At 51.5% G+C, this 14,181-nt stretch carries 12 protein-coding genes; 5 read left to right on the forward strand and 7 right to left on the reverse strand.

All coding sequences use genetic code 11. The features are described from left to right. Positions 1 to 17: 17 nt before the first annotated feature. From ACF8OF_RS15810 to ACF8OF_RS15820, 3 genes are all read right to left on the reverse strand, one after another. Positions 18 to 692 carry an NADH-quinone oxidoreductase subunit B family protein gene (locus ACF8OF_RS15810; RefSeq protein WP_004235152.1) on the reverse strand — a complete coding sequence of 225 codons (675 nt, stop codon included), beginning with the start codon at positions 690 to 692 and terminating at the stop codon, positions 18 to 20. Positions 693 to 710: 18 nt separating this feature from the next. Then, positions 711 to 1,157, reverse strand: a complete 447-nt coding sequence (locus ACF8OF_RS15815) for an NADH-quinone oxidoreductase subunit A (RefSeq protein ID WP_004235150.1) — start codon at positions 1,155 to 1,157, stop codon at positions 711 to 713. A gap of 676 nt (positions 1,158 to 1,833) precedes the next feature. Beyond that, positions 1,834 to 2,745, reverse strand: coding sequence for a LysR family transcriptional regulator (locus ACF8OF_RS15820; RefSeq protein ID WP_025154950.1), 912 nt, complete (start codon positions 2,743 to 2,745; stop codon positions 1,834 to 1,836). 741 nt (positions 2,746 to 3,486) lie between these two features. Here ACF8OF_RS15820 and ACF8OF_RS15825 point away from each other — a divergent pair. From ACF8OF_RS15825 to yfbR, 3 genes are all read left to right on the forward strand, one after another. Further along, on the forward strand, positions 3,487 to 4,701 hold the full coding sequence (locus tag ACF8OF_RS15825; RefSeq protein WP_025154949.1) for a pyridoxal phosphate-dependent aminotransferase: 1,215 nt from the start codon (positions 3,487 to 3,489) through the stop codon (positions 4,699 to 4,701). A 267-nt stretch (positions 4,702 to 4,968) separates the two neighbouring features. Beyond that, positions 4,969 to 5,787 carry a hypothetical protein gene (locus ACF8OF_RS15830; protein WP_392497116.1) on the forward strand — a complete coding sequence of 273 codons (819 nt, stop codon included), beginning with the start codon at positions 4,969 to 4,971 and terminating at the stop codon, positions 5,785 to 5,787. Positions 5,788 to 5,908: 121 nt separating this feature from the next. Further along, positions 5,909 to 6,490: a 5'-deoxynucleotidase gene (gene yfbR, locus ACF8OF_RS15835; protein WP_004235147.1), complete on the forward strand. Its 582-nt coding sequence runs from the start codon at positions 5,909 to 5,911 to the stop codon at positions 6,488 to 6,490. A gap of 32 nt (positions 6,491 to 6,522) precedes the next feature. Here yfbR and ACF8OF_RS15840 read toward each other — a convergent pair whose 3' ends face one another. The 4 genes from ACF8OF_RS15840 to yfbV form a co-directional block, all read right to left on the reverse strand. Continuing rightward, positions 6,523 to 8,352, reverse strand: a complete 1,830-nt coding sequence (locus ACF8OF_RS15840) for an SLC13 family permease (RefSeq protein ID WP_025154946.1) — start codon at positions 8,350 to 8,352, stop codon at positions 6,523 to 6,525. 116 nt (positions 8,353 to 8,468) lie between these two features. Further along, the gene (locus tag ACF8OF_RS15845; RefSeq protein ID WP_279796356.1) at positions 8,469 to 9,137 is read right to left on the reverse strand and encodes a sugar phosphatase; all 669 of its coding nucleotides are present in this window, start codon (positions 9,135 to 9,137) and stop codon (positions 8,469 to 8,471) included. A gap of 30 nt (positions 9,138 to 9,167) precedes the next feature. Further along, positions 9,168 to 9,662, reverse strand: a complete 495-nt coding sequence (locus ACF8OF_RS15850; RefSeq protein ID WP_025154944.1) for a YfbU family protein — start codon at positions 9,660 to 9,662, stop codon at positions 9,168 to 9,170. 214 nt (positions 9,663 to 9,876) lie between these two features. Further along, the gene (gene yfbV, locus ACF8OF_RS15855) at positions 9,877 to 10,332 is read right to left on the reverse strand and encodes a terminus macrodomain insulation protein YfbV (protein ID WP_004239859.1); all 456 of its coding nucleotides are present in this window, start codon (positions 10,330 to 10,332) and stop codon (positions 9,877 to 9,879) included. Positions 10,333 to 10,699: 367 nt separating this feature from the next. Here yfbV and ACF8OF_RS15860 point away from each other — a divergent pair, with 367 nt between their 5' ends. Continuing rightward, positions 10,700 to 11,902: an acetate kinase gene (locus ACF8OF_RS15860; protein WP_025154943.1), complete on the forward strand. Its 1,203-nt coding sequence runs from the start codon at positions 10,700 to 10,702 to the stop codon at positions 11,900 to 11,902. 72 nt (positions 11,903 to 11,974) lie between these two features. Further along, positions 11,975 to 14,122, forward strand: a complete 2,148-nt coding sequence (gene pta, locus ACF8OF_RS15865) for a phosphate acetyltransferase (protein ID WP_004239858.1) — start codon at positions 11,975 to 11,977, stop codon at positions 14,120 to 14,122. The last annotated feature ends 59 nt before the right edge of the window (positions 14,123 to 14,181 follow it).

Consider the following 14,181-nt stretch of genomic DNA (forward strand, 5'->3'; position numbering starts at 1 on the left):
CCGGTGGCCCGAAAGCCTTAAATTTCGTCCGGGGAGCGCAGGTTGGTCACCGCAATCCGTTCACCGCGTTTTCGTTCTTTTTCTGACTGCATATTGGCGCGGTAAACGCCCTGATCACCGACTACCCACGACAGCGGGCGGCGTTCTTTTCCGATAGATTCCTGTAACAGCATTAATGCCTGCATATAGGCTTCAGGACGCGGCGGGCAGCCCGGAATATACACATCCACCGGAATAAATTTATCCACACCCTGCACGACAGAGTAAATGTCATACATACCGCCGGAGTTGGCACAGGAGCCCATGGAGATAACCCATTTCGGTTCCAGCATCTGGTCATACAGGCGCTGAATTACCGGGGCCATTTTGGTAAAGCAGGTTCCGGCCACAACCATAAAATCCGCCTGACGCGGGGAGGCACGCAGCACTTCCGCACCGAAACGGGCAACGTCGTGCACCGCCGTAAAGGAGGTCACCATCTCTACATAACAGCAGGAAAGACCGAAGTTATACGGCCACAGGGAGTTTTTACGGCCCCAGTTAACCATATCGTGTAATGCATGTTCGAGTTTCCCCATATACACGCTGCGGTGAACGTGCTGCTCAAGCGGGTCACTGACAACCTCTTGTTTTTGCAGGGGATAACGGTCATTCTCACCGTTTGGATCGATGCGGGTGAGCGTATAATCCATCTTGTGCCTCACTATTGACTACGGTTGATTGTTATTGATTTTGTTCACAACGCTCGGGTGTTTCACCTCGCGGCGTGAACGTGCAGGCGTCCAGTCCAGCGCGCCGATACGTGCCAGATAGAAAAGCCCTGCCAATAACACCAGAATAAAGATCGCGGCTTCGGTAAACCCTATCCAGCCCGATTCTCTGACCGAAACAGACCAGGCGAAAAGGTATAAGGCTTCAACATCGAAAATCACGAAAAACATGGCGACCAGGTAGAACTTTGCAGACATCCGCAGGCGTGCGCTGCCGACCGAGTCAATACCTGATTCGTAAGGGAGATGTTTGGCGCGTGCTTTTGCACGGCCCCCGAGATAACGGGCGCCCAGCAACATAAATGCACATAACCCGAGAGCACCTAAAAGGTAGATGGCAAATGCCCAGTTATGGGCCAGAACTTCAGTGGCTGTTGACATACTCATTGCTTACTCATTAAAGGTGGTGTTGCCTGCCGTACCTGCATACAGCACCACAGCGACACACGAGAGGAACAACTCAGTGGCGGATACAACACTTATCGTGATGAGAAAGCCGGTAACCCGGATTGTTCCCCGCTCTTCCCAATTTTGTTACAAACCGTCAACTTAAGATTAACCCGTTATGCGACTTTATCGCTAAAACGAGTCAGTAAGTAACGAAATTGAAAATTAACTTTATTATATTAACGGATAGATCGCTTTTACTAACCCATTATCTCAGGAAAAACCTGTCTTTCCATCGGTAAATAGGGGCAATATTTTTGATCTCAGTCACAGTTTGGCTGAAAATTATTTAACAAATGATTAATTCATCATCATTTCTTAAAACCTGAGAAAATCAGTCAGGTTTTTAACAAAGTTTTATTGCAATGTAATGAGCACGGTTAATTTTGGCAATCACAGAACATGTGTTTTGTTAACATTGTAACAAACAAGTAAACAAAACTGCGATATGACGCTTAAAATGACATCAAAAACCGGAACACGGCGTGATGCTGTTAACATTTATATGATATTTCCGTACCGGCGGAGAGGATACAAAAAAGCCGGGGGAATTTATCCCCCGGCTGTGTGTCTGATTGTCACAAAGTATGTCGGTTCTGTATCAGAGTATAACGGCTTACTCTGCGGCTTTGTCATCATCCGCTGGTGTTACAGTATACGGCGTCTTTTTGTTTTCAATCGCCTGGTAGACCGTCAGCACTGACTCGCTCTGCTCGTCAATGTTACGGTATAACCAGTACTGAATTTCCGGCAGACGCGGCACCCCTTCACTGACACTCAGAATGCGCAGGTCAGCATTCTGCATTTCCAGCGGACGGGCGGTGATCCCGACCTCGGCATTCACCGCCGCACGGACAGCAGAGAGTGATGCGGCCTCATAGGCAATCCGCCACGGAACACCTGCCTCATCCAGGGTTTCCGCCGCCAGATGGCGGAACGGGTTAGTTTCGTCCATCACCACCAGCGGAATCGGCTCATTCGGCTGTAACTGGAAATCCGGCGCACAATGCCACAGCACCGGTGCGGTACGCAGAGCGGTACGCGGGTGATGGGCAATACGCGCGGTGGTCAGTGCCAGGTCAATTTCATGGTTATCCAGCATACCTTCAATGTACTGGCTGCGTTTGATGCGGACATCAACGGCCATACGCGGGTATACCGACGCAATACGGTTGAGTAAGAAAGGCAGCAGTGAGTCCACGGAATCATCGGATGCACCGATACGTAACTCCCCTTCTGCATCGTTATAAGCCAGTGATGCGGTAGCATCATCATTTGCCCGCAGGATCTGACGGGCGTAACCTAACAGTTGTAACCCATGGTCGGTCAGTAATTTGTTACGGCCATGACGCGCAAACAGTTCGCGCCCGACAAGTTGCTCGAGACGCTGCATTTGCTGACTGACGGCAGACTGAGTACGGCATACTGCCGCAGCTGCCGCCGCGAAGGTATTCAGATCCGCGACTGCCACAAACGTCCGCAGCAGATCGAGATCCAGATTTAGCACTGGACGGTTTGAATTTATCATTGTTTTTTCTTCACTAATTTTGATTTTTAATAACTACCTGGTGTTTATTGGCGTGAAAAATGGCATCGCCAACGAAGACATTACCCTATACAACAGGGTAGAGTAAAACATAACTAACACTAACAAAAATACGTAACAGTGAGTAACTCCATTATGTAATGCTGCATACTAAAACAGCAGGCCTGCTATACAAACACACAAATTTTACGTATCTTGCCGCACTGTTTTCCGGATATGACGAAATAATACAGATTGTAAAATAACGAAAATGCATGCTGTGAATACGTCCTGCTGCAAGATAAACCTGATTATTTTGCAACTTTAAGGTTAAATACTCTGAAAATCACATTATGCCGTAAATTTTTATTAGTTATACTACTAATAATTACCAACTTCAGGGTTTAATATATAAGAAAAGATTATACAATTTCAACAACTGCTTGCTATTTAGTAAAAACACGGCATTACTTTACCAATTATGATCTTCCGATAGATAACTTTACAAAATTCAGCACATCTCCCCCTCGTCAGTCATAAGTTCCGGATTAAACACAACATTAAGCATGATAATCCAGCATATCCATAATAAACCGGCACTCCTGATCCTTTCTAAAACAAATCCTGTTGTTTTTAACCAAAAGGCGTTTACTGTCTTCAAAACCCCGGACGGTAAGAGTAGAGTGGGTTATAACGGGTTTTACCTGATAAAGTATAAGATTAACGCGCTAAGGTCCTGAACAGATGAATATAATAAAGAAATCCGGCAAACTCGATAATGTCTGTTACGACATTCGCGGGCCGGTACTCAAAGAGGCTAAACGTCTCGAAGAGGAAGGCCAGAAAGTTCTCAAACTGAATATCGGTAACCCGGCGCCGTTTGGTTTTGATGCCCCGGACGAAATTCTGGTTGATGTTATCCGTAATTTACCAAGCTCCCAGGGTTACAGCGATTCAAAAGGCCTCTATTCTGCCCGTAAAGCCATTGTCCAGTTCTATCAGGAACGCGGCATGCGCGATATGACGGTGGAAGATGTCTATATCGGTAACGGGGTGTCTGAACTGATTGTGCAGTCCATGCAGGCGCTGCTGAATAACGGGGATGAAATGCTGGTACCGGCACCGGATTACCCGTTATGGACCGGTGCGGTCTCCCTCTCCGGCGGTACTGCCGTCCACTATATGTGTGACGAAGAACAGGGCTGGATGCCGGATATTGAAGACATCAAAAAGAAAATCACCCCGCGTACCCGCGGTATCGTGGTGATTAACCCGAACAACCCGACAGGCGCTGTTTACAGTAAAGATCTGTTACAGGAAATTGTCGAACTCGCCCGTCAGAATGACCTGATCATTTTTGCTGACGAAATCTACGACAAAATTCTGTACGACGATGCTGTCCACCACTCTATCGCCGCGATGGCACCGGATCTGCTGACCGTGACCTTCAACGGCCTGTCAAAGACCTACCGTATCGCCGGTTTCCGTCAGGGCTGGATGGTTCTGAACGGGCCGAAGAAACATGCCAAAGGCTATATTGAAGGGCTGGAAATGCTCGCGTCCATGCGTCTGTGTGCCAACGTGCCGATGCAGCATGCTATCCAGACCGCTATCGGCGGATATCAGAGCATTAATGAGTTTATTCATCCCGGCGGTCGCCTGTATGAACAGCGCAACAAAGCCTGGGAACTGATTAACCAGATACCGGGCTGCTCCTGTGTCAAACCGATGGGCGCACTCTATATGTTCCCGAAATTTGATGCCAAACGCTTCAATATTCACGATGACCAGAAAATGATCCTCGACCTGCTGTTACAGGAAAAAGTACTGCTGGTACAGGGGACTGCCTTTAACTGGCCGGAACCGAACCACTTCCGTATCGTGACACTGCCGCGTGAGGACGAGCTGGAGATGGCGATTAACCGCTTCGGGCGCTTCCTCTCCCATTACCGCCAGTAATCGTTACTGCTGTCAGCGGCTTCCCCCGGAAGCCGTTTTTATTTACATCCCCCCGGAACACCACAGAATATCCGCTCTTATTATGGGGTTGTTGCAAATGATGAATCAGCCGATAGCCTTATTGCGAAATTAAAGGTCAGGGACAGATAATAGCATCAATCACTTCATGCTGGTTCCGGGAGACCCTCCTGCGGACTGGTTGTTTTATGTATTCCGGCAATACCGATCAGATATACGGTTCCGGGAGTGCTATCAGCGGAGTTTATTATGCGGATTCCATCAGCAGCAGAGATGTCAGCACTGTGTTATTTTACAGAGATCTCTTATAGTGAAACAGACCCTCTCCAGCCACAGGATCATGAGCAGTTTGCTGACATCATCAGCGCCCCGGAAAGCGCAGGTTTTTGTTCATGGCTGCATTCATTCATCAACAGGCTCCTGGGTATTTTTGGTGAAAAGCTGTCTCCGGGTCAATTAAATCAGAGCCTGGATAGCATTTTTTCAGAAGATAAGGGGTGGCGGCAAAACAGAGACGCCAATGCGTGGGGAGTAGAACAGACTGTCTTCAGAGTAAAAGAATCTGCCGGGATTGCCTATATCGTTTGTGCCACTACACATGACCTGCCGGAGTCTGATTCTGTCGCCGCACATATGGCGGGGGGCCGATCGCTTCTCCAGACATTTACAGCGTTAGCTGACGCGTATCAGCAAGGTCCGGCAAAGGCGCTGATTCCTGTCGCTCAGAGCAATACTTATGGTCCATTTGGCCCGCGCGGACATTTTACCTTATTAGAAGCAGACATCGATAATGGCATTATACAAAGCGCAGTTCTTCATGATCCTAAAGGTGGCTTTGTTGATATGTTCTATGGCGGCGCGGGACGTTTAACAGCGATCTTGCGGAAGGAAAATTTAATCGGGGATGATTTTTCTGTCACTGTCGAGCATCGCGGGGATCAATCTCTGTTAAACGGGAATGATTGTGGTCGTTTTGCAGCTTACTATGCTGCTAAAATTACGGCTGAAGGCGGTCTGGATTGTGCTGACAAAAAAGGCGCGGTTGCTTTTTTTGCAGAGCATTTTTGAGGATCCGGGCCTGCCCGTCATTCGGGCTGTTTCCTCCCGGCAACCCGGTGAAACCTATGTCAAAGGAGCTTGTTGCGACAAGCCCCTTATTATCAACAAATTGCTGTCAGGAATGTTGTCTATGAGTTACTTTTTTGCCCACCTTTCCCGTCTGAAACTGATCACCCGCTGGCCGCTGATGCGCAATGTGATTCAGGAAAACGTCTCTGAACACAGCCTTCAGGTGGCGTTTGTGGCGCATGCGCTGGCGGTAATTAAAAACCGCAAATTCGGCGGCACACTCAATCCGGAAAAAATTGCCCTGCTGGCTATGTACCATGACGCCAGTGAAGTGATCACCGGTGACCTGCCGACACCTATCAAGTATTACAATCCGCAGATAGCCCATGAGTACAAAAAAATCGAACGCATGGCGCAAAAGAAACTGATTGCCATGATCCCTGAAGAATTACAGGCGGATTTTGCTCCGCTGATTGATGAAGACGCCCATTCGCCGGAAGACGCGGCAATCGTCAAACAGGCCGATGCCCTGTGTGCCTATCTCAAGTGTCTGGAAGAAATTGGGGCGGGTAATACCGAGTTTCATCTGGCGAAAGCGCGGCTGGAAAAAACCCTCGAAGAACGCCGCAGCCCGGAAATGGACTATTTTCGCGACGTCTTTATTCCCGGATTCAGTCTGTCACTGGATGAAATCAGCCAGTAACCGGGCAACGGCGTTTTCATCAGGGCACGCCGTCAGAACGGAAAGAGTAGCGGGATCACCGCGATACTGATTGCCATCACCACCAGCGTAAACGGCACGCCGATTTTGACGAAATCCCCGAAGGTGTAATTTCCCGGCCCGAGCACCAGCGTATTGACCGGTGATGACACCGGCGTCATAAAGGCCGCCGATGCCGCCACGCCCACCACCATCGCAAACGGCAGCGGCGAAACCTGCATTTCATGTGCCGCCTGGATGGCAATCGGTGCCATCAGCACCGCTGTCGCGGTATTCGAGATAAACAGCCCGATAGTCGCACACAGCACAAACAGGGCGGTCAGCATCACATGCGGGCCCAGATCACCGGCGACATCCATCAGCCCGCTGACAATCAGCGTGATCCCGCCGGTTTTCTGTAACGCCAGGGCAAACGGCATCATCCCGACAATCAGAATGATGCTCGGCCAGTGGATCGACCGGTAAGCACTTTCCATATCGATGCAGCGGAATTTCCCCATCAGCAGGCAGGCAATCAGTGCCGCGATAAAATTCGGGATTTCGTTGGTGACCATCATCGCCACCATCAGCGCCAGACAAAACAGCGCATGCGGTGCCTGGGAGGCCGCCGGCACCACGGCTTCCGCTTCCGCCGCCAGATTCAGCACAATAAAGTGACGCCGTTTGGTCGCCAGCACGCGGATAATTTTCCAGTCCCCGACCACCAGCAGAATATCCCCGAGTTGCAGCGGTTCATCGACAATATTACCGTCAAGCGCGGCCCCGCCCCGGCGCAGACCCAGCACATTCAGCCCGTAGCGGGTACGGAAACCGATATCCCGCAGACTTTTACCGATAAGCTCACTTTCCGGGTTCAGGGAGACTTCCGCCATTCCCACGTTGCGGGAGTGTTCAGAGAAATATTCGCCGCGCAGGATCATCGGTTCCAGCATCTGCTCGGCACAAAACTCGCGTAAATCCATATCGCTGGCAGACATATCGATCAGCAGCACATCGCGGTCACGCAGTTCCATACCGCCGGTCGCACCGACCATTACCCGCCGGAAACGCCGCCAGCGCTCAATCCCCACCACATTGGCACCATAACGGGTGCGCAGATGCAGTTCATCCAGCGTTTTGCCGATCAGCGGTGAGCCGTTACGCACAGCGAGACGCCGCGCACGGCCGCTCAGCTTGTAGTCGCGGATAAGATCACGAAAGGTACGCTGTACATTATCCCCTGCTTTCTCCGGCTGTTTGCTGCCCAGCCAGTGGCGGGCAATCAGCATATAGCCGACACCGGCCAGCAGGATCAATAATCCGATTGGGGTAACCGAAAAGAAATGAAAGCCTTTGATGCCTTCCATTTCCAGGACACTGTTCACCACCATGTTCGGCGGTGTCGCCACCAGCGTCATCATGCCGCTGATAAGCCCGGCGAAGCCGAGCGGCATCATCAGCCGCGAAGGGGAGATTTTCATACGTGCGGAGACACTGAGCACGACAGGGATAAAAATGGCCACCACGCCGGTCGAGCTCATAAACGCGCCGAGCCCGGCAACACTGACCATCAGGAAGACCAGCAGACGGGTTTCGCCGGAACCGGCCACCCGCACCAGCCAGTCCCCCATCTGATAGGCAACCCCGGTACGCACCAGCCCTTCCCCGATCACAAACAGGGCAGCAATCAGCAGAATATTGGGATCACTGAACCCGGCAACGGCTTCATTAACGGTCAGCGTGCCGCTCAGTACAAAGGCGGTTATCACCAGCAACGCCACAACATCCATCCGGACTTTGTTGGTGGTAAATAAAACAATGGCGATAAACAGCAGGGTCAGCACCCACACGAGTTCCGTATTCACCAACGTCCTCTTTCGTCAATGCCCGGACAGTGAACATCCTGTCTCATCGTTTTTGTTAACGCACAGCCCGTTTTCCCTCATTGTCTGACCGGTGCTGTGCAGCGGTGTTCCGGCTGTCAGCCGGGACGGCGGGTCAGTGTTACCGTACCGTCCGCCGCTTTCTCAACCTCAATGTCTGTCAGTGAATCCACCCGCATGGCCAGTTCATCCGTGCGCGGTGTTCCGGCAGGAACATGCACGGCAATCACCTGACAACCGGCATCCAGCCCGGAAAGCAGACCGGCGGTGGCATCCTCAAACACAAAACAGTCGCGGGGAGCCAGCCCCAGCTTTTCCGCACCCAGCAGATAAGGCTGCGGGTCGGGTTTGCCGCGGGTGATAGTATCCGCCGTCACCCAGGCATCCGGCTCCGGCAGATTTGCCGCACGGTGACGCGGACGGGCTATCGCCACAGAACCGGAGGTGACTATCGCCCACGGAATTTCAAGAGAAACCAGACGCGCCAGCAGTGCCTGCGCACCGGGCAGATCGGTGACCTGGTCACTCTCCCTGATTTCCTGCTCTGTCACCCACGCCAGCTGCGCGGCGATTTCAGTTTCATCCGCATCCGGCAGAAAATGGCGGATGGACTCAACCGCCGGTTTGCCGTGAATAAAATGTTTTACTTCATCCTCATCCGCCCCGATACGGCGGGCAAACGCCAGCCAGGCACGCTCCACCACATGCAGAGAATCAGCCAGTGTGCCGTCCAGATCAAACAAAAAACCTTTTGCAGTCAGTGTCATGCGTGCCTCGCCGTTGCGGATACCGGAATATTATGCGTTAAGGATCTGATTAATTTCCACTTCACTCAGGTGATACTGGCGCGGGCAGTTATGCCATGCACCCAGCATACGGACATATTTATCCCACATCGGCGTCTGGGAGTTAAAGCCGTGGCTGCCGCTGTCAAAGTGAGTATAACGCCCTTCTGTGTTTACCAGAAAACGCACATAACTTAAATAACGTGCTTCGGTCGCCGCATCAAAACCTAAGAAGTGGATACGGCGCGCGTCGATATCTTTTGCTTCTTTCAGATTATCGAAGGAGATACGCAGTGCGTGGTACATTTCCATCATATCAATCACACGGCGGCAGATTTCTTCCGGCAGCTCGCCGAAATCGCGATCCAGTTCGCGCATCTGCAGCCCGAAGCCGCGCTCAATAATGGTTTGCTGGCGGCGGTAGCGCTCGGCATTATCCGGATCCAGCATAGCCATCATTTTATACTGGTTAGAGAGGATAAGGCGTTGTGCGTTGGTCATTTCCATGGTGTATCTCCTGAAAAAGTAATCCGGGGTATGGTCAGAATCATCGCATTACTCAAATCTATAAGATAGTGAAATACACACCTTTTTTGATCTCAGCGGGGAATTTCGTACCGGTAATTTTACGGAGAGGAAAAACAGGGGGTTACAAAAGCTGAATCGATTAATAAAAGAAGGATTTATACCGCCCGCAGAAACGGGCGGAAAACAGCGGTACTTACAGGTCATCCAGGAAAGAGTTGTCCAGTTGCTTAAAAGCACGTTTCAGTAACTCCGCCAGTGCCATATAATCCGGTGTGCCTTCAACCGGTGCAATCGCAATCCCGGCTTCGGCAAACTTAGCGCGGATTTCATAAAACCAGCTGAGCAGCCCGGCCGGTAAAGGCGTGGCGGCTCGCCGTCCGAGCCACCATAACCCCTGCAGCGGCAGCGAGCAGGCAAACAGTGCGGTGGCGACTGCGGGACCGAGTGCCCCGCCGAGGGCTATCTGCCATGTCAGGGTAAACACCGACAGCGGCGGCATAAAACGGATACCGAACTGTGTCGATTTTATGACACGATTCTCCGGGAAAACCGGGGCGAGTTGTTTCACGGCCGGCCAGGTGGCGGCGTAACGTTTACCGAGACGCAGTGCGCGGAACAAACCCGGTTTTGCCGGTGTGTTATCAGGCATTATGACCTCAATCAATAAAAAACATAATAATTAAAATATGGCTACATTCAGTCAAAATATTTTTGTAGGATTAAGTATATTTTGAAATTGCTGTCATCTGCGGGTATGCTACGCCCGTTTAATCACGGTGAAATAATCCTGAGTTAATTATTTTGTCTGGTGCGGCCTTTTTCAAGGGCAAAATGTGTGTTTTTACGCCATCACGCCTCAGACAACAGATTGCAGCGATGATTTATCGTTCAATATAAAAATTGCATGATGTTAATCATGAACGGCGCTGAAATATTGCGCTACGCTTAGTTAGATTACGTTTTAACCACTGTCTTAATACATAAGACTTATCCACAACAAGATTATAGGTAATTCCATGTCAAGTAAGCTGGTACTGGTACTTAACTGCGGTAGTTCTTCACTGAAATTTGCGATCATTGACCCTACAACTGGTGATGAATATCTGACGGGTCTGGCAGAATGCTTTAACCTGCCGGAAGCACGTATCAAGTGGAAAATGGATGGTGCTAAACACGAAGCACAATTAGGCGCGGGCGCTGCTCACAGCGAAGCACTGCGTTTCATCGTGAAAGATATCATGGGTGCAAAACCTGAGCTGTCCGCACAGATCGGCTGCATCGGCCACCGCCTGGTTCACGGCGGTGAGAAATTTGCTCACTCTGTTATCGTCACTGACGAAGTTATCAAAGCAATGGAAGAGTGCTCTGCCTTTGCTCCTCTGCACAACCCGGCTAACCTGTTAGGCGTGGAAGAAGCACTGAAAGCCTTCCCTCACCTGGCTGATAAAAACGTCGGTGTTTTCGATACCGCTTTCCATCAGACCATGCCTGAAGAAGCTTACCTGTATGCCCTGCCGTACAGCCTGTATAAAGACCACGGTATCCGCCGCTATGGTTTCCACGGTACAAGCCACTACTTCGTCAGCCGTGAAGCCGCTAAAATGCTGAACAAACCGGTTGAAGAACTGAACGTGATCACCTGCCACTTAGGCAACGGTGGTTCTGTTGCAGCCATCGTTAACGGCGAGTGCGTGGACACCTCTATGGGTCTGACTCCGCTGGAAGGCCTGGTCATGGGTACCCGTTCCGGTGATATCGATCCGGCTATCATTTTCCACCTGCATGATTCAATGGGCATGAGCGTTGAAGACATCAACAAAATGCTGACCAAAGAATCCGGTCTGCAGGGTCTGACTGAAGTCACCAGCGACTGCCGCTATGTTGAAGAAAACTACGGTAAACAAGCTGACGCGACCCGTGCAATGGATGTATTCTGCCACCGTCTGGCGAAATACGTCGGTGGTTACGCGACACTGATGGAAGGCCGTCTGGATGCTATCATCTTCACCGGCGGTATCGGTGAGAACGCAGCAATGGTTCGTGAACATACTCTGGAAAAACTGGCTCTGCTGGGCTTCAAACTGGATCACGAACGTAACCTGGCTGCCCGTTTCGGTAACGCAGGCAAAATCACCACTGACGACAGCAGCATTGCCCTGGTGATCCCGACTAACGAAGAATTAGTCATCGCACAGGATGCAGCCCGTCTGACTGCATAATCTTTGCTCTCCGCCGGCCCCCGCCGGCGGATTTATTTTGAACACCGAATTGTGAAAAAATAAGAGGTTCATGTGTCCCGTACTATTATCCTCATTCCTACCGGCACCAGTGTCGGCTTAAGCAGCGTCAGCCTCGGGGTTGTCCGCTCAATGGAACAAAAAGGCGTCAGCCTGAGTTTCTTCAAACCGGTTGCACAGCCGCGCCGTGCAGGTATTGAAGATCAGACCACCCAGATCTTACGCGCTCACTCTTCCCTGAAGATGGCAGAGCCGCTGGATATGGATTATGTCGAAACCATGCTGACCACCAATCAGAAAGATATTCTGATGGAAGAAATCGTCGCCCGTTACCACGAGCATACTCAGGGTGCGGAAGTGATCCTGATCGAAGGTCTGGTACCGACCCGCAACTACCCGCATGCGCAGTCCCTGAACTACGATATCGCCCAGACTCTGGGTGCGGAAATCGTATTCGTGACAGCACCGGGCAATGACACCGCAGCGGAAATCAAAGAGCGTCTGGAACTGATCCGCAATGAATTCGGTGGTCACAAGAACACCAACATCGCCGGCGTGATCGTTAACAAAGTTAACGCACCGGTTGATGAGCAGGGCCGTACCCGTCCTGACCTGTCTGAAATCTTTGATGACTCATCCAAAGCGACTATCGCTCACCTGAGCGCGGATGATCTGAAATCCCTGCCTCTGCCGGTTGTCGGCAGTGTACCGTGGAACTTCGAACTGATTGCCACCCGTGCAATCGACATGGCGAACCACCTCGGTGCAAAAATCATCAACGAAGGCGACATCAAAACCCGCCGCGTGAAATCGGTGACGTTCTGTGCACGCAGCATTCCGCATATGCTGGAGCACTTCCGTCCGGGTTCTCTGCTGGTCACTTCAGCTGACCGTCCTGACGTGCTGGTTTCTGCCTGCCTGGCAGCGATGAACGGCGTGGAAATCGGTGCGATCCTGCTGACCGGCGGTTATGAAATCGACGACAGCATTGCCAAGCTGTGCGAACGTGCGTTCGAAACCGGCCTGCCAATCTTCACGGTGAACACCAACACCTGGCAGACCTCGCTGAACCTGCAAAGCTTCAGCCTGGAAGTCCCTGCTGATGACCGTGAGCGCATCGAACTGGTTCAGAACTACGTGGCAAGCCACATCGATACCAAATGGATCGATTCCCTGGTTGCGGATTCCGAGCGTCCGAACCGTCTGTCACCACCGGCATTCCGTTACCTGTTAACCGAACTGGCACGCAAAGCGAAAAAACGCGTTGTACTGCCTGAAGGTGATGAGCCGCGTACTATCAAAGCAGCGGCTATCTGTGCTGAACGTGGTCTGGCGACCTGCGTACTGTTAGGCGATCCGGAAGAAATCCGCCGCGTGGCTGCTGCACAGGGCGTGACGCTGGGCACCGGTATCGAGCTGGTTAACCCGGCTGATATCCGCGAGCTGTATGTTCCGCGTCTGGTTGAACTGCGTAAAAACAAAGGTATGACCGAAGTCGTTGCCCGCGAGCAGTTACAGGACAACGTTGTACTGGGTACAATGATGCTGGAGCAGGATAAAGTTGACGGTCTGGTTTCCGGTGCGGTTCACACCACCGCGAACACCATTCGTCCGCCGTTACAGTTAATCAAAACCGCACCGGGCAGCTCACTGGTATCTTCCGTGTTCTTCATGCTGATGCCTGAAGAAGTGCTGGTCTACGGTGACTGCGCAATCAACCCGGATCCGAACCCTGAACAGCTGGCAGAAATCGCAATTCAGTCTGCTGACTCTGTGAAAGCATTCGGTATCGACCCGCGCGTTGCGATGATCTCTTACTCTACCGGGACCTCCGGCCAGGGTGACGATGTTGAGAAAGTCCGCGAAGCAACCCGCATTGCTCAGGAAAAACGTCCTGACCTGTGCATCGACGGTCCGTTACAGTACGACGCCGCTGTGATGGCTGACGTTGCGAAAACCAAAGCACCGAACTCGCCGGTTGCAGGTAAAGCAAACGTCTTCATCTTCCCTGACCTGAACACCGGTAACACCACTTACAAAGCGGTTCAGCGTTCAGCAGACCTGGTCTCTATCGGACCAATGCTGCAGGGTATGCGCAAGCCGGTTAACGACCTGTCCCGTGGTGCGTTAGTTGATGATATCGCGTACACCATCGCACTGACTGCTATTCAGGCAGCGCAGGACGAAGCGAAGAAAAAATAAGTTCTGCTGACTGAAAAGTGACAGACAATAATCCCGGCCGGGTTTCCCCGCCGGGATTT

The sequence above is a fragment of the Morganella sp. TYF_1 genome, assembly GCF_043105645.1.
GTDB lineage: Bacteria > Pseudomonadota > Gammaproteobacteria > Enterobacterales > Enterobacteriaceae > Morganella > Morganella morganii_B.

What these genes read in the sequence shown, in the direction of transcription:
- yfbV (WP_004239859.1), bottom strand. Translation starts at nt 10,332, where the DNA reads ATGCCTGATAACACACCGGCAAAACCGGGTTTGTTCCGCGCACTGCGT.
- ACF8OF_RS15810 (WP_004235152.1), bottom strand. Translation starts at nt 692, where the DNA reads ATGGATTATACGCTCACCCGCATCGATCCAAACGGTGAGAATGACCGT.
- ACF8OF_RS15830 (WP_392497116.1), top strand. Translation starts at nt 4,969, where the DNA reads ATGCGGATTCCATCAGCAGCAGAGATGTCAGCACTGTGTTATTTTACA.
- ACF8OF_RS15825 (WP_025154949.1), top strand. Translation starts at nt 3,487, where the DNA reads ATGAATATAATAAAGAAATCCGGCAAACTCGATAATGTCTGTTACGAC.
- ACF8OF_RS15820 (WP_025154950.1), bottom strand. Translation starts at nt 2,745, where the DNA reads ATGATAAATTCAAACCGTCCAGTGCTAAATCTGGATCTCGATCTGCTG.
- ACF8OF_RS15845 (WP_279796356.1), bottom strand. Translation starts at nt 9,137, where the DNA reads ATGACACTGACTGCAAAAGGTTTTTTGTTTGATCTGGACGGCACACTG.
- ACF8OF_RS15815 (WP_004235150.1), bottom strand. Translation starts at nt 1,157, where the DNA reads ATGAGTATGTCAACAGCCACTGAAGTTCTGGCCCATAACTGGGCATTT.
- yfbR (WP_004235147.1), top strand. Translation starts at nt 5,909, where the DNA reads ATGAGTTACTTTTTTGCCCACCTTTCCCGTCTGAAACTGATCACCCGC.
- ACF8OF_RS15850 (WP_025154944.1), bottom strand. Translation starts at nt 9,662, where the DNA reads ATGGAAATGACCAACGCACAACGCCTTATCCTCTCTAACCAGTATAAA.
- ACF8OF_RS15860 (WP_025154943.1), top strand. Translation starts at nt 10,700, where the DNA reads ATGTCAAGTAAGCTGGTACTGGTACTTAACTGCGGTAGTTCTTCACTG.